19 protein-coding genes are annotated in these 23,943 nt (G+C 72.0%); 15 read left to right on the forward strand and 4 right to left on the reverse strand.

Going from position 1 to position 23,943, the window contains the following annotated elements; translation table 11 throughout:
- Position 1: 1 nt before the first annotated feature.
- The 7 genes from RI211_RS02165 to RI211_RS02195 are packed head-to-tail and all read left to right on the forward strand — an operon-like array spanning position 2 to position 8,514.
- Complete coding sequence (locus RI211_RS02165; protein ID WP_315638090.1) at positions 2 to 991, forward strand: AAA family ATPase; 990 nt, start codon at positions 2 to 4, stop codon at positions 989 to 991.
- Positions 988 to 2,358 (forward strand): DUF58 domain-containing protein, encoded by a 1,371-nt coding sequence (locus RI211_RS02170; RefSeq protein ID WP_268777671.1) that lies wholly within the window; start codon positions 988 to 990, stop codon positions 2,356 to 2,358. Before RI211_RS02165 ends, RI211_RS02170 begins: the two co-directional genes overlap by 4 nt.
- 47 nt (positions 2,359 to 2,405) lie before the next feature.
- Positions 2,406 to 4,904 carry a transglutaminase domain-containing protein gene (locus tag RI211_RS02175; RefSeq protein ID WP_315638091.1) on the forward strand — a complete coding sequence of 833 codons (2,499 nt, stop codon included), beginning with the start codon at positions 2,406 to 2,408 and terminating at the stop codon, positions 4,902 to 4,904.
- Positions 4,901 to 6,502, forward strand: coding sequence for a DUF5684 domain-containing protein (locus RI211_RS02180; RefSeq protein WP_187663149.1), 1,602 nt, complete (start codon positions 4,901 to 4,903; stop codon positions 6,500 to 6,502). Before RI211_RS02175 ends, RI211_RS02180 begins: the two co-directional genes overlap by 4 nt.
- Positions 6,499 to 7,326 (forward strand): PP2C family protein-serine/threonine phosphatase, encoded by an 828-nt coding sequence (locus tag RI211_RS02185; RefSeq protein ID WP_315638092.1) that lies wholly within the window; start codon positions 6,499 to 6,501, stop codon positions 7,324 to 7,326. Before RI211_RS02180 ends, RI211_RS02185 begins: the two co-directional genes overlap by 4 nt.
- Entirely contained in the window at positions 7,323 to 7,997 is a 675-nt protein-coding gene (locus tag RI211_RS02190; protein ID WP_315638093.1) for a hypothetical protein, read from the forward strand. The genes RI211_RS02185 and RI211_RS02190 overlap by 4 nt, the downstream gene beginning before the upstream one ends.
- Before the next feature lie 58 nt (positions 7,998 to 8,055).
- On the forward strand, positions 8,056 to 8,514 hold the full coding sequence (locus RI211_RS02195) for a hypothetical protein (RefSeq protein ID WP_315638094.1): 459 nt from the start codon (positions 8,056 to 8,058) through the stop codon (positions 8,512 to 8,514).
- 6 nt (positions 8,515 to 8,520) lie between these two features.
- Here RI211_RS02195 and RI211_RS02200 read toward each other — a convergent pair whose 3' ends face one another.
- From RI211_RS02200 to eccD, 4 genes are read right to left on the reverse strand one after another with little or no spacing between them, the layout of a single operon-like run.
- Positions 8,521 to 8,988, reverse strand: coding sequence for a hypothetical protein (locus RI211_RS02200; protein ID WP_315638095.1), 468 nt, complete (start codon positions 8,986 to 8,988; stop codon positions 8,521 to 8,523).
- Positions 8,989 to 9,003: 15 nt separating this feature from the next.
- A complete protein-coding gene (locus tag RI211_RS02205; RefSeq protein ID WP_315638096.1) occupies positions 9,004 to 10,314 on the reverse strand; it encodes a S8 family serine peptidase in 1,311 nt (436 codons plus the stop codon).
- Entirely contained in the window at positions 10,314 to 11,669 is a 1,356-nt protein-coding gene (gene eccB / locus RI211_RS02210) for a type VII secretion protein EccB (RefSeq protein WP_315638097.1), read from the reverse strand. Before eccB ends, RI211_RS02205 begins: the two co-directional genes overlap by 1 nt.
- Positions 11,670 to 11,672: 3 nt before the next feature.
- Positions 11,673 to 13,007, reverse strand: a complete 1,335-nt coding sequence (gene eccD / locus RI211_RS02215; protein WP_315638098.1) for a type VII secretion integral membrane protein EccD — start codon at positions 13,005 to 13,007, stop codon at positions 11,673 to 11,675.
- A gap of 324 nt (positions 13,008 to 13,331) precedes the next feature.
- On the opposite strand from eccD, the gene RI211_RS02220 reads away from it, so the two are divergent.
- From RI211_RS02220 to eccCa, 8 genes are all read left to right on the forward strand, one after another.
- On the forward strand, positions 13,332 to 13,646 hold the full coding sequence (locus RI211_RS02220; RefSeq protein WP_187663161.1) for a WXG100 family type VII secretion target: 315 nt from the start codon (positions 13,332 to 13,334) through the stop codon (positions 13,644 to 13,646).
- Positions 13,647 to 13,687: 41 nt separating this feature from the next.
- Positions 13,688 to 13,969, forward strand: coding sequence for a WXG100 family type VII secretion target (locus RI211_RS02225; RefSeq protein WP_081811619.1), 282 nt, complete (start codon positions 13,688 to 13,690; stop codon positions 13,967 to 13,969).
- Positions 13,970 to 14,093: 124 nt separating this feature from the next.
- On the forward strand, positions 14,094 to 14,489 hold the full coding sequence (locus RI211_RS02230; protein WP_315638099.1) for a hypothetical protein: 396 nt from the start codon (positions 14,094 to 14,096) through the stop codon (positions 14,487 to 14,489).
- Positions 14,489 to 15,850: a S8 family peptidase gene (locus RI211_RS02235; RefSeq protein ID WP_315638100.1), complete on the forward strand. Its 1,362-nt coding sequence runs from the start codon at positions 14,489 to 14,491 to the stop codon at positions 15,848 to 15,850. The genes RI211_RS02230 and RI211_RS02235 overlap by 1 nt, the downstream gene beginning before the upstream one ends.
- The gene (locus RI211_RS02240; RefSeq protein WP_315638101.1) at positions 15,847 to 17,238 is read left to right on the forward strand and encodes a hypothetical protein; all 1,392 of its coding nucleotides are present in this window, start codon (positions 15,847 to 15,849) and stop codon (positions 17,236 to 17,238) included. Before RI211_RS02235 ends, RI211_RS02240 begins: the two co-directional genes overlap by 4 nt.
- A gap of 122 nt (positions 17,239 to 17,360) precedes the next feature.
- Complete coding sequence (locus RI211_RS02245; RefSeq protein ID WP_315638102.1) at positions 17,361 to 18,725, forward strand: hypothetical protein; 1,365 nt, start codon at positions 17,361 to 17,363, stop codon at positions 18,723 to 18,725.
- A gap of 50 nt (positions 18,726 to 18,775) precedes the next feature.
- Positions 18,776 to 19,963 carry an FHA domain-containing protein gene (locus RI211_RS02250; RefSeq protein ID WP_315638103.1) on the forward strand — a complete coding sequence of 396 codons (1,188 nt, stop codon included), beginning with the start codon at positions 18,776 to 18,778 and terminating at the stop codon, positions 19,961 to 19,963.
- Entirely contained in the window at positions 19,960 to 23,937 is a 3,978-nt protein-coding gene (gene eccCa, locus RI211_RS02255) for a type VII secretion protein EccCa (RefSeq protein ID WP_315638104.1), read from the forward strand. Before RI211_RS02250 ends, eccCa begins: the two co-directional genes overlap by 4 nt.
- The last annotated feature ends 6 nt before the right edge of the window (positions 23,938 to 23,943 follow it).

Below are 23,943 nucleotides of genomic sequence, written 5' to 3' on the forward strand. Positions count from 1 at the left end.
TATGCCAGCCACCGCAGCCGCCCCCGTCACCCTCGCCCCCGAACAGGCCTCCTGGTTCGCCGAGACGTTCTCGATCCTGACCGGCAACGTCGAGCAGGCGATCCTCGGCAAGCGCCACGTGGTCGAGCTCGTGCTCGCGACCGCCGTCAGCGGAGGCCACGTCCTCCTGGAGGACTACCCCGGAACCGGGAAGACGGCGCTCGCCAGGGCCGTCGCCCAGACGGTCAACGGAACGAGCAGCCGCATCCAGTTCACGCCCGACCTCCTCCCGGGTGATGTGACCGGCATCACGGTGTACGACCAGAAGGAGGGCACGTTCGAGTTCCACGCGGGGCCCGTCTTCGCGAACATCGTGCTCGCCGACGAGATCAACCGGGCGAGTCCGAAGACCCAGTCCGCGCTGCTGGAGGTCATGGAGGAGGGCACGGTCACGGTCGACGGCGTCACCCGTGCGGTCGGCTCCCCGTTCCTCGTGATGGCGACGCAGAACCCCATCGAGCAGGGCGGCACCTACCGGCTCCCCGAGGCGCAGCTCGACCGCTTCATGATCAAGGCCTCCATCGGATACCCGGACGAGGCGGCGACCATGCGCATCCTGCAGGGCGCCGGTCGCCCGAAGACGGTGCTCGACGGCATCGTGGACACCGACACGATCCTCACGATGGCGGAGATGTCGCGCGGCGTGTACGTGAACCCGCTGGTGTCGGATTACATCATGCGCATCGTCGATGCCACGCGCCGGGCGTCCGAGGTCCGTCTCGGTGCCAGTGTGCGCGGCGCCCTCGCGCTGTCCCGCCTGGTGATGACGTGGGCGGCCAAGAACGGACGCACGTTCGTCACCCCCGACGACGTGCGCGAACTCGCCGTCGTCGCCCTCGCGCACCGCCTGGTCCTCGAGCCGGAGGCCGAGTTCGACGGGGTGACGGCCGTGGCCGTCGTCGGGCAGATCCTCCTCGACGTCGAACCCCCGCGCGAGAACGGCACTGCGTGACCTTCAGCACCGAATCCCGCCTGACGCGGACGACCGCGGGCACGAGCACGTCGACGCGGACGTCCACCGTCACGCGTTACGACCGCACGCGCCGCGGTCCCGTGCGCGGCGCGGTCTTCGGCGCGCGTCGCGTCGCCCGCTCCGTGGGCCGCGCGACCAGGGCCACCGTCGGCTGGGTCCGCGAGACGGTGACCACGGCGGGCATGCTCGTGGCCGTCGCGGTGGTGCTCGGTGTGCTCGCCGGGCTGCTGTTCGGCTGGGTGGAGGCCTGGGCGGTGGCCACGATCGCGCTCGTGCTGCTGGTGGCCTGCGTCCCGTTCATCCTCGGTGCCCATGACTACCGGATCGATCTCGTGCTCGATCGCGACCGCGTCGTCGCGGGCGCCGAGATCGGCGCGACCCTGGACGTCCGCAACAACGGCGAGCGCCTCTCGCTCCCCGGTGTCGTGGACGTGCCGGTGGGCGAGGGCCTCGTCGAGGCGCACGTCCCGCTGCTGCGGCCGGGGGCGCATCATCGGGAAGAGCTGACCATCGCCGCGCACCGCCGCGGCGTCATCGACGTGGGCCCCATGACCATCACCCGCGGCGACCCGATCGGCATCCTCCGCCGCGAGCTCCGGTGGCCGGACGTGCAGCGCATCCACGTGCACCCGGTGACCGTGCGGCTCCCCAGCACCAGTGCGGGACTGATCCGCGACCTCGAGGGCACGCCGAGCACCACTCTGGTGGACGCCGACCTCTCCTTCCACGCGGTGCGCGAGTACGTCGTCGGCGACTCGCCGCGCCACATCCACTGGAAGTCCACGGCGAAGACGGGCACCCTCATGGTGCGGCAGTACGAGGAGTCCCGGCACGCGCGCATCGCCGTCATCCTGGATCTCGACCCGGAGTCGTACGCCGACGACGACGAGTTCGAGAACACCGTCAGCGCGGCCGCCTCGCTGGCGCTGCAGGGTGTGCGGGACGGCAGGGACGTGCTGTTCTCGGTGAGCAACGAGATCCCGGAGCACGGCCGCGCCGAGGTGCTGTCGATCCGTACGCTGCCCACGGTCACCCCCAAGGCTCTCCTCGACGCGACCTCCACGATCGATCAGACGGCGCGGGTGATGAGGCTCGAGGCCGTCACCGCTCTCACGGCGCAGTCGTACCCCGACCTCTCGATCGGGTTCCTGCTCACCGGGTCCGTCCTGCCGATCGAGCGTCTGCGTCACGCGGCGGTGAAGCTCCCGGCAGCCGTGGAGGCCGTCGCGGTGCGCAGTGAGCTCGGCGCGCAGCCGACGATGCGGACGGCCAGGGAGCTCGCGGTGATGACTCTCGGTGCGCTGGGCGACCTCCCCCAGATGCTCGCCCGCGGAGCGCTGCGGTGAGCGTCGGCGGGCCGAAGCGCGGACGCGCGCGATCCGGACGGGGGTTCGTGCCGTCGGCGCTTCTGCTCTGGTCTCTGGGATACGTGCTGGCCGGTGTGCTCCTCGCCACGGCGGCCGCCTGGCCCGTCTACGAGTCGTCCCGAGCCCTCGCCGTCGGGATCATCGGCGGCCTCCTCGGCATCGCCGTCGCCGTCGTCGCGCGCGTCCTGCGCTGGGGAACGCTGCTCGCCGCGGTCGCCGCGGCCGGCGTGTACCTGCTCGTCGCGGTGCCCCTCGCGATCCCCTCCGCCCTGACCTCCGTGCCCGCGTTCCTCGGCGGTGTGCGGGATGCGGTGCTTGGAGTCGTGCTGGGCTGGAAGCAGATGCTCACGCTGAATCCGCCGCTGGGGGAGTACCAGGCAGTCCTCATCCCCTTCCTCGTGGTGATGCTGTTCGGCTCATTCGTCGCCACGCTGCTCGTCTGGGGCGGGGGCAAGCGGGCGGCGGCGGCCGTCCCGGTGGTGGTGGCGATGAGCGTCTTCGGCATCGCCTTCGGTGTGAGCGGGACGTCCTCTCCCGTGACGGTGGCGGGAATCGAGCTCCCCGCGCCGCGCGAATGGCTGGTCGGGGTGGCGGTCTTCGTGGTGTCGCTGGTCTGGCTCGTCGGGCGCACGCGCCTGCAGCGCGCCGCCGCGCTGCGCAGCGTGGCGGCGGCGAACATCTCCCGTCGCGCGACCCCCGCCTGGCTCACCGTGCGCCGGCACCTCCTCTCGGCGGGGCTGGCCGTGGTCGCCCTGGCTGCGGGCTTCGCGATCGCCCCCGCCGCGGCCGGCTGGTCCGACCGCTCCGTGCTCCGCGACGAGATCGAACCCATGGTCGTGGTGCAGGAACAGCCGAGTCCGCTCAGCTCCTACCGGTCCTGGTTCTCCGGCGACACGCTGGACACGCCCGTGGTGCAGCTGGAGGGCGACCCCGGCGCCGTGGACCGCCTCCGCCTGGTGACCCTCGACGCGTACGACGGCGAGGACTTCCACATCGACGCCGACGACCGCTTCAGTCGTCTGCCGCGCTCCGCCCTCCCGGGCTCCGGCCGGGTGACGCTGGAGGTGACGATCGGCGACGCCTACCGCGGGATCTGGGTGCCGGCACCCGCCGGACTCGCGGAGGCGCCCGGATTCTCCGGGGAGCGTGCCGATGCGCTCGCCGACGGCTTCCATGTGAACGCCGACGGCGACACCGCGATCACCGTCGCCGATGCGCCCGGTGGCGGGGAGGGCCTCGTGCCCGGTGACCGCTACTCCGTGCTGATCGATGCGCCGGAGAAGCCGGGCGACATCACGGCCCTCCAGGGCGGCCGGTCGACCCTCGACGCCGATCGATTCCCCGCGCTCGTCGAGTGGGCGGAGATGCAGGAGCAGCCGCGCACCGGCGCCGGCTACCTCGAGCTGATCGATCGCCTCCGGTCGCGGGGCTACCTGAGCCACGCGCTGCTCGAGGACGCCTCCGCTGCGGAGTGGATCGCGGCGCTCCAGGCGTCCGAGGGGTACGCGTTCGCGCCCAGCTACGCCGGACACTCGGCCGCGCGCATCGAGGAGCTGTTCACCGAGCTGACGGAGCAGGAGCGGCGGGCCGGTCCCGACGCCGACCCCGAGCTGCTCGTGTCGGCGGTCGGTGACGACGAGCAGTTCTCCGTGGCCGCGGCGCTCCTCGCGCAGCACTGGGGTCTCGAATCCCGCGTGGTGCTGGGCGCACGACTCGCGACGGCGGAGGAGGTCCCGGGGATCCCGGCCTGCACCGAGGTCTGCACCGGCGCGAACATGAGCGCCTGGGTCGAGGTGCGTGCGTCGGGCGACGAGTGGATCCCGGTCGATGCGACGCCGCAGTACGCGATGCTGCCGAGCGCCATCACCGAGGGAGAGCAGCTGCCGGAGCACCCGACCGTTCCGGAGCAGCCGCGGTCCGAGGCACTGGACCCGCCGCAGGCGCAGAGCGACGCGAACAACGACGCGCCCCCGCTGGAGGAGCCGGGCTCGGAGGTCCTCGCCTTCCTGCTGCCGATCCTCAAGGGCGTCGGACTGGGGCTGCTCGCCCTGCTCCTGCTGGCCCTGCCGTTCCTCGTGCTCCTGGTCGCGAAGAGCCGACGTGCCCACGCGCGCCGCACGGCCCCGGACCCCGAGGTCCGGCTCGCCGGCGCCTGGGAGGAGCTCGCCGACGTGTACGCCGACCACGACGTGCCCATGGTCGCGCAGGGCACCCGGACGCAGCGCGCACAGTCGAGCGGTCGTGCGGCCGCGCAGCGGCTGGCCGCTCTCGTGGACCGCGCCGTCTTCGCCGAGCACCCGCCGACTCCCGACGACGCGACGGCCGCGTGGGCGATCGTGGATGCGGAGCGAGCGGAGCTGGCGAAGACGGGGACGCGGTGGCAGCGTCTGCGCACGCGTGTGCGGCCGACGTCTTTCGTCGCGAGGACGCGCTCCCTGCGTCTCCCCGGCTTCGGCGCGCGACCCACGCTCGGTACGCTCGGAGGGACCGGTTCACTGGATGACCGGAAGAAGGGGGACTCATGACCGCGCCCGCGGACTCCGGTCCGGCCACGATGCTCGCCATCATCGTCGGACTCGGCCTGCTCGTCGGCCTGGCCGTCTACGTCTGGTACGCCCTGGCGCTCTCGCGCCTGTTCCCCCGCATCGACGGGGAAGGGTGGAAGGGATGGGTGCCCGTCCTCAACGAGGCCGAGATCCTCGCCCGCGGGGGAGTGCCCGCCTGGTCGGTGGTCTTCTACTTCATCCCGCTCGTGCAGCTCTACGGCATCTACCTCAAGGTCGTCGCCACGCATCGCATCAACCGGCGGTTCGGACGGGGCGCGGGGATGACGGTCCTCGCCATCCTCCTGCCGCCCGTGTGGGCGACCATCCTCGCGTGGGGCCCGGCGCCCTATCCGGAGGGGGACCGACTCGCGGCGCTCCAGCCGGGTCCGCGCCGTAGTGCTCCGCCTTCCGCGGCTCCCGCGCGCGACGCCTCGGGGTACACGATCCCCTCCCTCGCTCCGGCGGGGAACGGATCGCCGGAGGCGCCGTCGCTGATCTTCCCGGACTACGCCGCGCCGCCCGCGGTCGCTCCGACCCCACCCCCGGGTGCCCCGCCGACCGCGGGTGCGCCGCAGGGCGAGCCCGCGGCACCGAGGTCGTTCGCGCCGCCGGTGTTCGCTCCGCCTGCCGCGCCGCCGGCTCCGTCGTCCTCGACGCCGTCTCCGTCGTTCGCACCACCGGCGCCGCCCGCGCCGTCGCCCGCGGCTGCTCCCGTTCCGCCGGCTGCGCCCGTTCCGCCGACTGCCTCGATTCCGCCTGCTGCCCCGGTTCCGCCGGCGGCGCCCGTGCTTCCGCCCGCGGTGGCTCCGACACCACCCTCTCCGGCCGCACAGCCGACGCCCTCCGCTCCCGCGCAGCCGACGACCGGCATCATGGCCGCGATGGGCGACGTACCGCCGGCCGCCCCGCAGCCCGCGCCGGCCCCTGCTCCCTCCGTGGACTCGCCGCCGAGCGAGGAGCCCGCTGCCCCCGCGCCGGCTCCGGAGGCGAACCGTGTCGTCCGACCCGTGCCGCCCTCGTTCCGCGACGGCGGTCAGCCCGAGGCCCCGCAGATGCCCACGATCCGCCCTGTTCCGTCGATGACGGCTGCGGCACCCGCGGCGGAGCAGAGCGCGCCGGCGCCTGCCCCCGCGACAGAGGCGCTCGCGGTCCCGGGCGGTCTGGTCCCCGACGTCGACAAGACCGTGGTGACACCGCGCCCGACCGACGACGACCTCGATGCCACGGTGGTGGTCGCCCGCAAGCGCGGCGTGCGGCGGGTCCTCGTGCTGGACGACGGTCGCCGGTTCTCGCTGTCCGGTGCGAGCGTCGTGATCGGCCGGAACCCCACAGGCGAGCCGGGCGAGCAGCGGCTGGCCATCCCGGACACCACGCGCACGCTGTCGAAGACCCACGCCCGCCTGGTGGTGCAGGAGGACGAGTGGCGACTGACCGACCTGCACGCCACCAACGGCGTCGTGGTGGTCGCGGACGACGGCTCGGAGACCCTCCTGGACGCCGGGGAGAGCGTGGTCGGCACCGGCCGGTTCATCCTGGGCGAAGTGGGCATGCACGTCGTCGCGGAGCGCGATTCGTGACCGTGGAATCCGTCGTCCTCCGGGTCGCCGCGCTGACCGACACCGGGCTCACGCGGACGGCCAACGAGGATGCGGTGCTCGACGCACGCCCGGTCTTCCTGGTCGCCGACGGCATGGGCGGTCACGACGCCGGTGACCGCGCCAGTGCGGCCGTCGTCGCCGCCTTCGAGCCGTTGCGGGGGCGAGCGGTCGACGTCGGCGACATCAGCGACGCTCTGAGCCGTGCCACGGCCGTGGTCGAGGCGATCGCCTCCGCGCACAAGCGCGGCGCAGGCAGCACCGTGACGGGTGTGGCCCTCGTGGAGCACGAGGGGGCGCCGCACTGGCTCGTCTTCAACGTCGGGGACTCCCGGGTGTATCGGCACCACGGCACCGAGCTGGCGCAGCTCACGATCGACCACTCCCTCGGGCAGGAGCTCGTCGATGCCGGGGAGCTCCGCCCCGAAGACCTCGCCTCGTTCTCGCGCCGCAACGTCATCACGCGGGCGGTCGGCGCTCCGGACAGCACCGCGGACAGCTGGCTCCTCCCCGTCGTCGACGGTGAGCGGCTCCTGCTGTGCTCCGACGGGCTCACCGGCGAGGTCAGCGACGAAGCCATCCGCGCGACCCTGACCATGAACGGCCGGCCGGAGACAGCAGCGTCGGCTCTGGTGCGCCGCGCGCTGCAGGGCGGCGGACGCGACAACGTCTCGGTCCTCGTGATCGACGTCGTCTCCGGCGGCGCGCGGACCCGTCCCGACGACGCGACGGGCGGACGGGCCGCGGTGTCCGCGGTCACCGACTCGATGCTCGACGGCACGACCGTCCCGGTACGGGCGCGATGAGCGGCGACGAGGTCGAGGAGACCGTCATCCTGACGCGGCGGGACCGCCGGCGGGCCGAAGCGGCCGTCGACCCGGTGCCCCCGGCGGCCGATGACACCTCGTCCGCCGTCGACGAGGCGACCATCGTGGTGGATCGCGCGAAGACGGCTCCGGCTCCCGACCGGACCGACGATGCCGCAGTAGACGCGCCCGAAAGCACCGTCGCCGATGAGCCGGACGATGCCGGACCCGAGGACGCCGCGGGTGAGGCCATCGACGACGCGACCGTGGTCGTCGATCGGTCCGCACCTCCGGCGACCGACGCCCCCGAGGACGCCACCGTGGCGGTCGCGCGTCCGGCTCGACGCCTGCGGCGGAAGAAGGGTGCCGCCGCAGCAGGCGACGGCATCGTACCGAAGACCGCCGGGCCGCGGTTCACGGTCGATTCCTTCGCCGCCCCGGACGGCGCACCGGCTCCCGCGATCTACAAGCCCCGACCGGCACCCCGCACCCCCGTCGCCCCGCCCGTCGTCGTCGGGGCGGCCGCACCCACGCGGGTGGTGGAGACCGGGCTGCCCTCCGTCGCCAAGCAGGCGCAGCGGTGGAGCGTCTTCACCCTCGCTGCGACCGTCGGCGCGAGCGTCGTGTCGGTGGCCGGTCTCGTCGTGCTGGGCTTCGTCGTCTTCGGCTGAGGAAGGAGGCGCCGTGCGGTCCTCGCTAGGGTGGGACGTCGGGGGAGGGGACGGACGGATGGATCAGGGTGTGAAGCGGTCGGCGACGACGAGCACGTCGCGGAGGCCACGTGTCGCCGGCGTGTTCGCCCTTGTGTTCGGTGCTCTGACGACGATCGTCGCGATTCCCTCGCTCGTCGCGGCGGGGACCGACCCGGGATTCCTCTTCGCGGGTCTGGTGGCTCTGGTCGTCGCAGCGGTGTCGTTCCTCTTCGCCGGCTTCGCCTTCCGGTTCGTCCGGGAGCCCTCGACGACGCTCACCGCGATGACCCCACTGCTCTGGCTCGTCGCGGCGGCGCTCTTCGTCGGTGTGCTGGGCAGCATGGGGGCCTTCGTCTACGGTCAGGTCGTTCAGAACCAGCAGAGCGCGGCCGTCGGGCTGCTCCTGCTCCCGTTGGCGGGAGGTGTCATGGTCACCGGTGCGGTGCTCGTGGGGGCGGTCGTCAGGGCGCGAAAGGCGGAAGCCGCCGGCCGCTGAGTCGGGTCAGCGCCGTCGTTCCCCGATCGGCCGGTGGGAGCGGAGGTCTCCCGCGAGCGGGCGCGCTTTCCACGTGAGGAGCAGCAGCGTCTCGAGGGCGGCGGTCAGCACGACGGCATAGAGGACGAGTCCGAGCCATCCCTCGGCGCCCACGGCGGTCAGCGCCGAGAAGACCATGGCGAAGACGACGATCAGACCGGCGAGGGCGATGAGCCGGTCTGCGGCGGCGCTGCTCTCCGTGTGCCCGCCGCGACGAGAGAGGGCGAACGATCGCGCGGTGGCCACGCCGAAGCCAGCCGTGAGGAGGAGGTTGCTCGGCAGCGAGAGCATCGCGGGAGCCATGGTCTGCGTCCACAGATCCAGGGTCACCAGCACCCCGACCACGCTCATGACGCCGAGGAGGATCGCAAGGACGCCGCGCAGCCGCGCGGCCCTGCGCACGCCATCGACGGGGGAGGGACCTGTGGTGATCATCGTGTGTCCGCCCTCTCAGACTTCGGGCTCGGGGCGGTCGAGGAGGCCGCCCTGTCGTTCGACGTCGGCCGCCGCGTCGGGCGGGGACTCCCGGCGTCGCCGGAGCACGATGAGGATGCCGAGGACCCCGAGCAGGCTCGCCCCGGCGATCGCGGCGATCAGCGCCACCTCGCGGGTGAGGATGAAGGGCGGCACGCCGTGGTCGGGGTCGACGCTCACGACCGGGGGTCGCACCGCGCTCTCCGCGGTGTCGAAGAAGGGGCTGACGGGCCCGCGCGTGGTGGGGTCGGGGAGGAGCTGGATGGCGGCCGACGGCCGGATGAAGCCCCAGCCGTTCACGTCGTCGCGGTTGTCGGCATCCGCGCGGAGTGCCGTGGCCGTCAGTCGATACGCCCACCCCGCCGGAGGACCGTCCGGGTGCGCCTGGGCGACCAGCGCGGCCGCCGCGCTCACGTAGCCGGTCGCGAAGCTCGATGCCGGGGCGTCGGAGGCGAACAGGCAGTCGCCGCCGCCCGTCGCCGCGGTGAGGACATTCGCGCCGGGGGCCGTGACGCCGACCTGCGGCCCGTGGATCGAGCTGTCGGTCGCGAGGCCGTTGGCGTCGGCCGCGCTGACGCCGAGGGCCTGTTCGTAGGCGGCGGGATACCGGGCTCCGTCTTCCGCCTCGGGGTCGGAGGCCCTGTTGCCGCCGCTGGCGACGACGAGCGCTCCGACGGCAGCAGCGTGCTCTACCGCCCCGCGCAGCGCAGGCGAGTCCGTCTCCTGTGACGATGAGACGTTGATGATGTCCGCGCCGTTGTCGGCCGCCCAGTTGATGCCGTCGGCGAGGCGCTGGGCGCTCGGGCCCCACCCCTTGTCGACGTCCTGCGGCGAATCGCTGCGGAACGCGCGCACGGACAGCAGGCGCGCGTCGGGGGCGAGGCCCACGACACCGGAGCCGGAGACGGGCTGCGCCGCGATCTGCCCCGCGATGGCCGTGCCGTGTCCGGTCAGATCGCTCAAGCCGTCGCCGCGTTCGCCGTCGCCGACGAGGTTCACACCGCCGACGACGACGCCGGCCAGATGCGGGTTGCCGGCGTCGATCCCGGAGTCGACGACCGCCACGACGACGCCCTTGCCGGTGGCGAGGCGGTTCGCGTCATCCGCGCCGAGGGCGGCGAGTGCCGACGGCGTCTCGGGAGCGAACACGACGGTGCCGGGCTCGCAGGCGCCGGTCGCCATCGACACGATCGTCGCCGGGGCGGCCGGCGTGGCCACCGCGGCGGCGGGCGTCCCCAGCACGGCTGCGCTCACCACGAGGGTGGCGAGAGCGGCACGGCGGCGCATCAGTCGGCCCCGGAGCCGGGCGACTCTCTCGCGGCCTCGGTGGTCAGCGCCGGCCCGGCGGCGAAGAACTCGATCCACGCGCTCGGCACCCGCCCCACGTCGCCCGGGGTGTAGCCGAGCTGTGCGAGTGGTCCGCTCGCCGCGTCTTCGGCCGACTCGTCCAGGACGGCGCCCGGGACGGCGTAGGCGGTGCCGGACTCGTCGACGAGCACGGCCATGCCCACCGCTTCGTCCGACGGGCCGCTCGTCTGCACGAGGGCGCCGCCGCCGACGGTGACGCCGACGCGGTCGCGATCTTCCGGCAGCTCGGTGCTGGTGGATCCGAGGACGGTGCGGGCGTCGTCACCCAGGACCGCGCACGGCGTCTCGCCGGAGGCGAGCGGCGTCAGCGGAAGCGTGGGCCAGTCATCGCCACCGGCGTTCGGCACGGTGGGCACGTCGGCCACCTCCGCCGGCGACACCTCTTCCTCGTCCGCGCCGGCCTCCTGCGCGCTGCCGAGCAGGTAGAGCTGGTACGCGAGCGGGCTGAGGCGCGCGAGCTCCCCGGTCGCGAGCGCCACGTAGCGCTCGTCCGCGGGACTGCCCTGCACGTGCACGATCGTGCCCGCCGTCAGGTCGGTCCCCGGCACCTGGGCGCCGACGGCGTTCAGCCGGATCGGCTCCAGATCGGCGCCGCTCTCGAAGAGGTTGAGCCAGCGCCCGTCGACCTCGATGACGTCGCTGGTGCCGAGGCCGACCGCGCGCAGCACCGCGTTGGCGTCGTCGGCGGGAACGGCGTACCGCAGGCCGTCGGCGATCACGAAGAGCTCGTCGCCACGCTGCACCACAGCGCCCGTGCCCGTCGACGGTGCCGCGATCGGCGCCCCCGACAGCGAGACGGCGGTGCCGGCGGCGTCGTCGACGCACGCCGTCCATGCCGTGTTGATCAGGGCACTCGGTGTCGGCAGGTCGTCGGGGGCGCCGAGGATGCCGATCGAGCCGCCGACCGGGATGCCGTCGAGGGCGGCCTGATCCGTGCGTACGACCTTGAACTCGCCGGCCGGGATGAGCAGGCGGGCGCTGGCGGTGTTGATGACGGGGTACAGCGTCCCCTCGACCGAGACGTAGCGGGCGCCCGTGTCGGTGGCGACGATGAGGCGATTGTTCTGCCAGTCGCCCGGGAGGCCCGGCTGCATGATGCCCCAGAACACGCCGACGAGGATCACGCCGACGGTGAGGGCGATGCCCGCGATCACGGCGCGCAGCGGCTTGGCGGGTTCGAGTTCCTTGCCGCCGGGGGCGCCGCCGGTGAAGGCGGAGAGGAGTCGTCGTCGGCTGAAGCCCTGGGCCTCGATCAGGTCTTTCTTGGTCGCCATCGGTCAGACGAGCCCCGCCGTGATGACCCCGAGCGGGAGCAGGAGGGCGAGCGCGACGACCTCGACCGTGTCGCCGAGTCGCGTGAGGCGGAGGCGGGCCTTCGGCGTGAGCAGCGTGAGACCGATGAGGACCACGGTCGCGACCACGAGGATGAGCAGCATCCAGGTGCGCACGTCGGGGAGGGTCAGAGCGACGGTCACACCGGTCGCGGCGAGGCCGATGGCCCCGATCGCCATCAGCACGAGCACCCCGAGACGGGCGTGCATCTGCCGCGACTGGAACATCATGCCGACGAAGGCGAGCACGCACAGCACGGCGCCCGTGACACCGCTGGCGGCGACGAGCGGGGTCGCGATCAGGGCGGCGAGGCCGAGCGCGGCACGGAGCGCGATCAGCGTGCGGGTACCGGCCGCGGCGCGACGCTTCACCTCCTCGGCATCGATGGGCTGCGGTGCGGAGAACATGTCGGCATCACTCTGCGGCGAGATCACCCGGATGCGGGTGGAGCTCAGGGCCAGCCAGGGGATGCCGTTCGCGAGCAGCGCCGTGGTCGCGAGCATCAGGGCGTACGAGGCGAGCGGATCGCCGAAGACCGCGGCCGCCGTGGCCGTGATCCCGATCGAGGCGCCGAGGGCGATGGGCACGAGGTGGATCTCGGGCTTGTCCTGGGTGACGGCCAGGCTGAGGCCCCCGACCACGACGAGTCCGAGCCCGAGAGCCGCGAGCGGCCAGCCCCAGATGCTCTGCGCGGGGACCGCGAGGTAGCCCGCGAGCCCGCCGTACGCCGCGGCGGTGAGGCCGAGCGCATGACCGGCCTCGGGCTGCCGCAGCCGCATCAGCACCGCGGCCGCGACGCTGAGCACGACCGCGCCCGATCCCGCGATGATCGCCGGGAGCAGAGACGTCGGCGGCGTCGCGACGAGGAGCACGGCGCACAGGGCGAGGAAGGTGAGGCTGACGAAGAGGGCGGTGCGGGAGCTGTCCGCGGGCGTCCAGGAGTTGTGCTGCTCCGCCGTCGCGTCGATCACGGCTTCCACGACGTCGTCGTAGATGCGCGGTTCGCGCATGAGGCCGCCGCGCACCAGGGTCAGCAGCTCGCCGTCGTGCACGCCCTGGGCCGCGGCGCCGCGAGCGGGGTCGAGGGGTGTGCCGTCCGCCCGCTGCAGCGCGTATCCGCCGTGCGTGAGGGTCGGATCCAGCACGCCGAGACTCCGAGCGAAGCCGGGGATGATCTCGACCAGGGGGACCTGCGACGGCACGCCCACGTCGAGCCTGCGGTCGTCGCTGACGACGGAGATCCGCAGCACGGTTCCTGCCACGGTGCCGCTCTGGCTCATATCGGTGGTGTCCCCCCACGTGTGCGATGCTCTCCCGCCGCAGGCGTTGCGGGGGTCCGGCCCGGACTCACTCTAGTTGACTGGCCAGATCCTATCCGTTGCGCACGCGCGGGCTGCGGCTGAGGCGGCTCGGGCCGGGTCCGGGCAATTCATCGATCGAACGTAGAAATTTCGATACGGATCTGTCCAGGCCGTTGGAAATGGGCACCGACCTGCCTTAGCCTATGTGCGGAAACAGATTGGTCGGGGGTTGTTCCGAAGTCGTCCCGTATCGGGAAGGCGCTCCCCCGCGTGTGTCCTCATGGGGACCGGAGGGAGTGAGTAATGGCTGATGTCATCTCCGCAGAAGAGGGGGCTCTGCGTCGCGGAGCCCAGGCCGTGCGGGAGACGAAGTCCGGGATCGATCAGCAGACCAAGAAGGTCCGCGGTGAGATCGAGCAGCTGCGCGGGTTCTGGACGGGTGCGGCTGCCGCATCGTTCACCACGCTGATGTCGCGGTGGGACGAGCAGGCTCGTCAGCTCAACGAGGTCCTCGTGACGCTCGAGGATGCCCTCGCCGGCACCGAGCGCGACCAGGCCGCGACCGAAGAAGCTCACCAGCAGACCATCTCGGGCCTCGGCTCGATGATGGGCGCCTGAGCGCAGACCGCAGAGATTTCAAGGAGAACATGATGCAGTCGATGTCCGTTCGCCCGGAGCAGGTCAACGCTCTCGCGGCGCAGATCCGCAGCGGGTCGCAGGGTATTCGTTCCGAGCTGGACCGCCTCGAGTCCGAGGTCAGCAAGCTGCGTGCGGCGTGGGATGGTGCCGCGCAGCAGGCCTACGACCAGGCGCAGGCCAAGTGGAACCGCTCGCTGAGCGAGATGCAGCAGCTGCTCACGCAGATCGCCGGGAAGACCGAGGAGATCTCGGGTCAGTACGTGCAGACCGACAAGTCGGCTGCGGGGCGCTTCGGCGCGTGAACCCGGGGCGCGGGTCTGACGCAGCGATGCGTCGGGCCCGCGCCGTCTGCTGTGCTTTTCGGTAAGCCACCGGACGGTACAGCAGGCGTGACGGGATCGCCGGAGGAAAGAAGAGGGGGCGTCGATGACCATCGGAATCGACCTTGATCAGATACTCGCTGAGATCAAGCGCATTCAGCGGGACATGCAGCAGCTTCCTGCTGCATCCGAGGTCGCCGTCTCGGAAGGTGGCGTGTCGGAAGCGACTGCGGAGTTTCGCGACGCCGTGAGGAGCGTCGCTGACGGCATGGGCAAGGCGACACAGAACTCGATCGTCGCGCTGAACGACGCCAATGAAGCCATGCGTCTCGCGGTCATGGCCATCGCGGAACAAGATGCAGCGATCGCCGACGAAGCGAAGCTCATCCTCTCCTTGTTGGATTCCGCCGTGGAGCAGGCTCCGACGACGCCCCAGCCGATGCCCGCAGGGGCGCAGACCTCGGAGACCTCGACGGATGAGCCCGAGGAGATGGACTACTGATGAAACGCGGACGACACCTGGTCGCTGCCGCGATCGGCGTGGTCGCGATGAGCGTCGCGGTCGCCGTGCCGGCGACAGCATCGGATGCGTCCGAGGGCGGGCTGTGGTATTTCAACCGGGGCAAGGTGCAGGCCGCACAGGACGCGGGCCTCGACGGTTCCGGAGTGACGATCGCCGTGATCGACACCCAGGTGAATCCGGATGCTCCCGGTCTGCGGGGCGCTGACCTCCAGGTGCGGGAGGAGTCGTTCTGTTTCGACGAGTCGGGAAAGCGGTATGACGCGATCTCCTCGGACTATGTCGCGGCGAATCACGGCACGAACGTCGCCTCGATGATCCTGGGCACGGGAGAGGCGGTCGGCGGCACCCCCATCAAGGGTGTGGCGCCGGGCGCGACGGTGCTCTATTACAACTCGATGATCACCACCAGCGCGCCGGAGGGAAATGATGTCGAGTCGACCTGTCTCCAGGAGAACGGGGACCTGATCGGTAGCGGCGAAACCCGGGAAGAGAGAAAGCTCGCGTCGGGTCTCGCGAAGGCGATCTCGGCTGCGGTGGACGACGGTGCGGATATCATCTCGGTTTCGCTGGGCGGGCTGGTCGACGCAGCCGATGCGGTGGCGAAGGCTCATGCCGCCGGAGTCGTGGTGTTGGGTTCGCTGCCGAACGTGGGCGGGGTCGGTGACTGGCCTTCGAGCTACAACGGTGTCGTCGCCGTGCAGGCGTTCGGTCCCGATGGCAAGATCCAGTACTCGACGTACGATCCGGTGCTCGCCGAGCCCTCGCCGAATCTGAGTGAGGACGTGAAGGTGGCGTCTCCGGGGCTGGAGATCATCGCGCAGGGCACCGCGGACTCGTGGGACGCGCAGCAACTGCGTTCGGGGACCTCATTGGCGACGCCGATCGCGGCAGGCTTCCTGGCGGTCGTGAAGCAGAAGTACCCGGAGGCGACGTCCAATCAGCTCATCCAGAGCATGATCCACAACACCGGGACGAAGGGCGAGCACGAACCGAAGTGGAACAACAGCGGCGGGTACGGGGCGATATCGCTCTCCGGCATGCTGGCTGTCGATCCGACGAAGTACCCGGATGTGAACCCGCTCTGGGACGCCGACGATGAGAACGCTGTTCCCCAGCAGGCCAACGTGGACGAGGAAGCCGCACTGCTCGCCGCGAGCGCTTCTCCGCAGCCGACGAGTGAGGCGGGCGATGATGCGGGTACCGCGGGGACGGATCTCGTACCGCTGCTGATCGGCGGTGGGGCCGTGCTCGCCATCCTCGTCATCGGCGGAGTGGTACTCGCCGTGGTGCTGACGAGCTCATCACGACGACAGAAGACGCAACAAGGGGGAGACCGATGACTGGACCGTACGAAACCGAGCTCAATCGCATTCGCGGACTCGAGGACTGGCGCATCCCGAAAGCCGCTTCCCTGCAGACGGCGCTCAACTCTCTCGTCGGTGCACTGGGCACCGTGCTGGATTCGTCGGCGTGGAAGGGCAGCTCTTTCGAAGCCGCACGAGAGTCGCTGGGGAAGCTGCAGGAGAACTTCCGCATCCTCGAAACTTACGTCGGACAGCTCACCACGACGATCGAGAACGTGAACACCTACCGCCGCAACGCGGCATCGACGGAGCTTCCGTCGACCCGCGTCGACCCGTTCTGGGCGAACGCCGCCAAGGTCGGTTCCGTCGTCGTGCACCCCGTCCTTGGGCCGCTCGCTGCGGACAAGGCGCTGGACGTCATCGGTAGCTTCCTCGGCAACAAGCGCGAGGAAGAGGCGAAGCGCATCGTGCAGCAGATCGAGCAAGATCTGACGCCGTCAGCTGAGTCGCTCAAAAGAGCCTCGGCGACGTTGGCGAACTTCGATCCACGGGTCGCGGTTCCCACACCGCCACCGAAGCCGGTGGACCCGGGCACGGATGTCACCGCTCCGCACATCACCTATCCCGCAGGTGGAAGCTCTCCCGGTGGCTCCATCCCGGGTGGCGGAGGTCACCCTGGAAGCGTGAGTCCGCCTGCCTCCCCTGGCGGTGGACAGATCGGCGGGGTGAACCCTGGTGGCTGGGAGCCGACACCTCCCGGCGGCGGCTGGGAGCCCATCCCTCCCGGTGGCTGGGAGCCGACCCCTCCCGGTGCGGGCGGCGATGATCCCTCGATCGACTCTCCCGGCGGCGGCCTGCTTCCGGGCGGGCCCGGTGGCGGTCTTCCCGGCGGTTCCGGTGGTCCTGGCGGCTCCGGTTCCGGCTCGCTTCCCGGCGGTGCCCTTCCGGGCGGGGTCTTCCCCGGCGGTGGTGGCGGCCTCGGCGGCATCGTGGGCGGCGGCGCCGGTGCGGCGGCGATCGCGGCGAGCTCAAAGATCGCCGGCTTCGGCAGCATGGGCGGACTCGGCGGTGCCGGCTTCGGGCCGGGCGCCGGCGCTGGGTTCAAGGTCGGTGGCGGTCTGCTCGGTAACTCCGCTGTCGGTGGCGTCGGCGGCGTCGGTGGAGCAGGCGGTCCTGGCGGTATGGCCGGTGCCGGCGGCGTCGGCGGGGCGGGTGCCTCGGGCACCGGGTCCTCCGGTGCGGCCGGTGCCGGTGGCCGACCCGGCATGGGCATGATGGGCGGCGCCGGTGGCGCCGACGAGGAGGAGAAGGCGAAGCGTTCGGGCCTCGGTGGTCCTATCGCGCCGAAGCTGGAGGACGACGAGGAAGCCGGCCCCCGCGCCAAGGGTGCTCGCGCCGGATCCCGCGACGAACCCACCGACTGAATGACGCCGCTCCGGTTCGAGAAGGCGCGGTACGAGGGTCGACGCGGGGGCATCGTGAACCCCGGGACCGCCTGCGGCGGTGCCCCGCGGCGAGAGTCGCGCGCAGTGGATAGGGTGCAGGTGTGTCAGTCGAGATCGTAGAGCGGCGTCGGATCGTCCTCCAGAGCGAAGACCGCCGCATCGACCTCTCCCTGCCGCTCGACGAGACCCTGGAGGACGCCCTCACTCTGAGCGGGATCCCCGACGCGGACCGGTTCGTCACGATCGGCCCCGGGGGCTACGAGATCCCCGGCGACACCGAGTGCGAAGACCTCGTCGACGGCGGCCTCTACGCGCTCATCGACCGCACGGCTCTGGCTCCGCAGGCGCGCCCGGTGGAGAAGGCGACGGGCCCGACGCGCGCCGACCACGGCGCACGGTGGTGGCTGCTGGCCGTGAGCGGGATGCTGCTCGTCGCGGTCTTCGCCCAGGGCGCCGTCGATCCTCTGATCCGGCTGCTCGTCGCCCTCCTCGTCGCCGCCGGTGCGATCGGTGGCGCCGTCGCGTGGGCGCGACGGGACTCCGCGGCGGGAGTGCGCGGCATCCTCGGGGTGCTCGCGCCGGTGCTGCTGTCGTTCGCGGCCGGCTTTCTCCTCATCCCGGCCGGGCTGGAGGACGCGTCGCACCTGTCGACCGCCACCGGGTTCCTCGCGGCCGGCATCACCACCGCGATCATCGCCGTCACGGCCAGGGCTCGGCCGATGCGCGCCGCCGCCGGCACGGCGACGGTGCTGCTCGTGGGCCTGGCCGCCGTCTGGGGCCTCGCCCTGCTGCTGCGCTGGGGGGAGGCGGAGGCCGCCGCCCTCTCGCTCGGCCTCGTGCCGCTGGGCCTGCGTGCCCTCCCGAGCAGCCTCGTCAACCTGCCCGAGGGCTACTTCATCGACTACAAGCACTTCATGACCAGCCGGTGGACCGTGCGCGGAGCCATCCCCGAGTCGGTCGGGCTGCTGCGTCCGGAGCGCATCACCGCCGTGGTCGACGATTCTTCCGCGCGCCTCATCGCGGGCACCGCCGTGCTGAGCATCGTGGCCGCGGCGATGGCTCCGGTCGCGTTCCTGCGGCCCTGGCCCGATGACGCGTTCGTGGTATCCGGCGGGATCGCTCTCCTCTGCTGCCTCGCGCTCGCCCTGCTGCTCACGCCGCGGCACACCACCTCGCGCCTCCTCCGGTGGTTCCCCCGCGCCGCAGCCGCGGTGGTCTGCCTCGTCGCCGGCATCCAGGTCGCGGCGGCCCTCGGGAGCGGCTTCCACCTGCTCGGAGCGGCCCTGCTGTTCCTCGTCGGGTTGGCGGCGGTCGCCGTCGTCATCCCGGTGTCCAAGGGCGCGAAGTCGCTGGTGTGGTCGCGGGTCGGAGACGCGTTCGAGTGGCTCGCCGTCGCGCTCGCCCTACCGTCGGCCCTGCTCTACGCGAATGCGCTCTCCCTGGTTCGTGGAATGATGGCCGGATGAGCGGGAACGGCCCATCACAGTCCTGGCCGAGCGGGGGTCCGATCCCGCCGATGGCGCCCGGCGGAGACCGTCCAGGCGAGATCCCCGCGCTGCCGCCCGCACTGATCGCGGCGCCGCCGGGCGTCGACGGCACGCCGCTCCGCCAGACGCCCGCGCCGCCCACGCCGATCGCCTCGTCGCGACGTGCCGTCCCGCGACCCGCCGAGGACCTCGGCCCCGCCTTCCGTGGAGCACCCGCCGGCACGATCCAGCGGATCGCCGCCTTCACCCTCGACGCGGCCGCCGTGTTCCTCGCGTCCGCCGTCGTCCTCGTGCTGACCCAGAGCGTGCTGCTCGCGGGCCTCACCGTCTTCGAGCTCGCCCTGTTCCTCTGGGTGCTGGAGGCGCGGACCGGCCTCACCCTCGGCAACGCCGTGCTGCGCCTGCGCAGTGCCCGCGCCGACCGGCCGTGGTCCCCGGGGATCGGGCGCCAGTTCGTCCGCGGCATCATCACCGGCGCCGGCTTCCTCGTGGCTGTCGGCAGCTGGGTCGTCGTCGCCTCCAGCGCTTGGGATCGCGGCGGCAGACGGCAGTCCTGGGCCGACCGCGTGGCCGGCACCGTCGTGGTCGCCGTGCCCGCCAAGGCGGCCATCGAGGCTCCGCCGACTCCTGCCGCGGTGGAGGCCGCTCCGCTCGCTCCGCCGCAGGTCGTGCCGCTGGTGGCGTCGCCGTCTGTCGTGGACGAGGATTCCCAGCCCACCGACGCCCGCGCGGCCTCCCGCCGCACCGAGACCCCGGAACCGGCGGCACCCGGATCGGATCGGCCGCTCTTCACCGTCGCCCCGGCGCCCGGGTCGCAGGCGGGTGCCGAGGCCCCGGCCCCTGCCCCCGAGACCGGGGCGCTGCTGCTCATCTTCGACACGGGTCAGCGCGTGCAGCTCGCCCTCCCCGTGGCCGCGAACCTCGGGCGCGGCCCCGTCGCCAGCGCCCACGACGACCGCCTCATCATCGTCACCGACCCCGACGCGTCGGTCTCGAAGACCCATCTGCGCATCGAGCACTCCCGCGGCCGCACCTGGGTCACCGACTTCGGTTCCACGAACGGCTCCGACGTCCGCAGCGACGACGGCCAGACGACCGAGCTGGTCGCGGGCGAGCGCGTGCTCCTCGACGACGCCGACCGTGTCCGCATGGGCAACCGCAGCTTCACCATCAGCCTCCTGCTAGGTACAGACAGCAGCGCCGGAGAGAGAGCATGACAGGACCCCGTCTCGCCCCGCCCCGTGTCCCCTCCGGGAGGCTCCCGGTCCAGGCCCCGCCGGAGCTGCAGCCGAACGACGGCGGCATCGGGATCCTCGGGTCGCTGCTGCCCATGCTCGGCAGCGTCGGCGCGATCGTCATGGTCACCATGTCGAACCAGTCCGTCACGGGTCTGCTCACCGGTGGCATGTTCCTGCTGTCCTCGCTCGGCTTCGTCGCCGTCAACGGCTGGCGGCAGCGCTCCCAGCGGCAGGCGGCCACGCTCGGTGCCCGCCGCGAGTATCTGGCGTACCTGACCGAGTTGCGGCAGACCGTCCGCGTCGCCGCCCGACAGCAGCGCCGCTCCGCGAACTGGCACCTGCCCGCCCCGTCGACTCTGCCGTACCTCGCGGAGGAGCGCACCCGCGTCTGGGAGCGCGGCGTCAACGACCCCGACTTCCTGTCGGTCCGCGTGGGCGTCACCGATCAGCCGCTGTGCGTCACGCTCGAAGCCCCGGAGCTCCCGCCACTGGCGCAGCTCGACCCCGTCGCCGCCTCGGCCGCGCACCGCTTCATGCTGACGCACGAGGTCCAGAAGAACCTCCCGCTCGGCGTCACCCTCCGCGACTACGCCCGCATCGAGATCACGGGCGACGAGGACGAGACCCGCGCGCTGGCGAGAGCCATGCTGCTGCATGCGGCCACCATGCACGACCCCGACGTGCTGCAGATCGTCATCGCCGCGGATACCGGCGTGCTCCCGCAGTGGGAGTGGGCGAAGTGGCTGCCGCACACGCATTCGCGCACCGTGCGGGACGGCCTCGGCGCCGCCCGCATGATCGGCTCGCAGCTGTCCGAGCTCGAGGACATGCTGCCGCCCGAGGTGCGCGAACGCTCGCGCTTCGCCCGCGACGGCTCCGGACCGAAGACGCCGCACATCGTCATCGTCACGGACGGCGCCACCACGTCGTTCAACGATGCCCTCGTCACCGGCGACGGCGTGCAGGGCGTGACCGTGATCGACCTGCCCGCCCGGTGGGGCGATCTCGACGACCCGAACGCCCTGCGCATCGCGTTCGAGACCGGCGGTGCCGGCACACGCGCCGAGCTCGTCAGCCTGCAGGTGCCCGCACGCCCGTTCGAGGCGGACGCGATCACCATCGTGGAGGCCGAGGCGACCGCCCGCCGGCTCATCGCCCTGTACTCGGGCGGCACCGCGATCGCCAGCAAGAAGAGCGCGACCGGCCAGGCCGAGCTCGTCGAGCTCCTCGGTCTTCCCGACGTGCGCGACCTCGACCTCGACGCCGCATGGGCGCCGCGCCTGGAGCGCGACCGGCTCCGCGTGCCGATCGGCCAGACCGAGGACGGCAGCCCGCTCATCCTCGACATCAAGGAATCGGCGCAGCAGGGTATGGGCCCGCACGGCCTCATCATCGGCGCCACCGGCTCCGGGAAGTCCGAGGTGCTCCGCACGCTGGTGCTGGCCCTCGCGATGACCCATTCGCCGGAGCAGCTCAACTTCGTGCTCGTCGACTTCAAGGGTGGTGCGACGTTCGCCGGTATGGCCGACATGCCGCACGTCTCGGCGATCATCACGAACCTCGGTGAGGAGATCTCCCTCGTCGACCGCATGCAGGATGCGCTCCAGGGCGAGATGGTGCGCCGCCAGGAGCTGCTGCGGGCCACCGGCCCGTTCGCCAACGTGGCCGACTACGAGAAGGCGCGTCGCGGCGGACGCACCGACCTGGCGCCGCTTCCTGCCCTGCTCATCGTCGCCGACGAGTTCTCCGAGCTCCTGTCGGCGAAGCCGGAGTTCGTCGACACGTTCGTCAACATCGGCCGCCTCGGCCGCTCGCTGCAGGTCCACCTGCTGCTGTCCTCCCAGCGGCTCGAGGAGGGAAAGCTGCGCGGCCTCGACACGCACCTCTCGTACCGCATCGGTCTTCGGACGTTCTCGGCGGCCGAGTCCCGCACGGTCCTCGGCGTGCCGGACGCCTATCATCTGCCCACCCAGCCGGGCGCCGGCATCCTGAAGTCCGACACCGAGACGATGACGCAGTTCCGCGCCGCGTACGTATCGGGCCCGCCGCCGCGTCGTCGCCGGAGGGCGTCGTCCGGCGGCTCCGGCCAGAGCACCGGCTCGACGGCGGTCGAGCTGTTCACCGCCGCGCCGGTGTGGCGGGCGGAGGCACCCGTGGACGAGCCGGAGGTCATGGTCGACGCCGAACCGGAGGAGAAGCGCAACACTTTCGAGATCGCGGTCGAGTCCATGAAGGGACGCGGCCCCGCGGCCCACCAGGTGTGGCTGCCGCCGCTGGTGACGCCGGCCACCCTCGACCAGCTCTTCGGCGACCTCGTCGAGGACCCGTCGCTCGGGCTCGTCTCCCCGCGCTGGCGGGGTGCGGGGGCGCTCACGGTCCCGCTCGGCATCGTCGACGTGCCGCTGGAGCAGCGCCGCGAGAACCTCGCGGTCTCCCTCGGCGGCGCGGCCGGCCACATGGCGATCGTCGGCGCGCCGCTGAGTGGCAAGAGCACGCTCGCGCGGACGACGGTCGCCGCGCTGGCGCTCACCCACACGCCCCAGGAGGTGCAGTTCTTCGTCATCGACTTCGGCGGCGGCAGCTTCACCGGCCTGCAGGACTTCACGCACATCAGCGGCGTCGCGACCCGCTCCGAGCCGGACGTGGTCCGCCGTACGGTCGCCGAGGTCACCAGCCTGCTGAACGCCCGCGAGGTGTACTTCCGGCAGAACGGCATCGACTCGATCGACGCGTACCGCCAGCGCCGTGCGCAGGGTCTCACCGACGACGGCTATGGCGACATCTTCCTCATCGTCGACGGCTGGGGCACGCTGCGCGCCGAGTTCGAGATGCTGGAGCCGCAGATCCAGGCGATCGCCGCGCGGGGTCTCACCTACGGCGTCCACGTCGTGATCACGGCGGCGCGTTGGATGGAGATCCGGGCGAACATCAAGGACCTCATCGGCACCCGCATCGAGCTGCGCCTGGGCGACCCGACCGACTCCGAGGTCAACCGCAAGGCGGCGGAGAACGTCACGGCCATCCCCGGCCGCGGCCTCAACGACCGCGGCCTGCAGATGCTCACGGCGCTGCCCCGCGTCGACGGGGTGGACGACGCGTCGAGCCTCGCCGATGGGATCGACGACCTCGTGGCCCGGGTCGCGGCGGCGTGGCACGGACCGGCGGGGCCGAAGCTGCGGCTGCTGCCCTCGCGCATCAGCCATGCCGACCTGCGCGCGGTGGCGGCCGCGCAGTCGCCGGACGGCACGGAGCCCCGCGAGCTGCTGCTGGGCATCGATGAGGCGAGTCTCGCGCCGTTCTCGATCGATCCGGTCGCCGAGCCGCTGCTGTACCTGTACGGCGACGCGGACTCCGGCAAGTCGTCGATGCTCCGCGGCGTGGTGCACGAGATCACGCGCCTGTACGGGCCGACCGAGGCGAAGATCTTCGTCGTCGACTACCGTCGTGCCCTCCTGGGCGAGATCCCGCAGGAGTACCTCGGCGCCTACCTCACGTCGCACGAGATGACGGAGGGCGGGATGAACGAGCTCGCCCAGTTCTTCCGCAGCCGCATCCCGGGACCCGACGTCACGCCCGACCAGCTCCGCAGCCGGTCGTGGTGGAAGGGCGCGGAAGGGTTCGTCCTCATCGACGACTACGATCTCGTGGCGACCTCGCAGGGCAACCCGGTCGCGGTCCTCGCGCCGCTCCTCGCGCAGGCGGCCGACCTCGGCCTCCATGTGATCCTCACCCGCCGCACCGGCGGGGCGAGCCGCGCCGCGTACGATCCCATCATCCAGCGCATGACCGACCTGGGTGCGACCGGCATCCTGCTCTCCGGCAGCCCCGAGGAGGGCCAGCTCATCGGCAAGGTGAAGGCGGTTCCCGCGATCCCCGGCCGTGCGCAGATCGTCAGCCGCGATCGGGGCCTCGTCTCCGCGCAGCTGCTGTGGGTGCCGCCGAGCTACGAGTGACAACCG

Source organism: Microbacterium meiriae (assembly GCF_032364335.1).
GTDB lineage: Bacteria > Actinomycetota > Actinomycetes > Actinomycetales > Microbacteriaceae > Microbacterium > Microbacterium meiriae.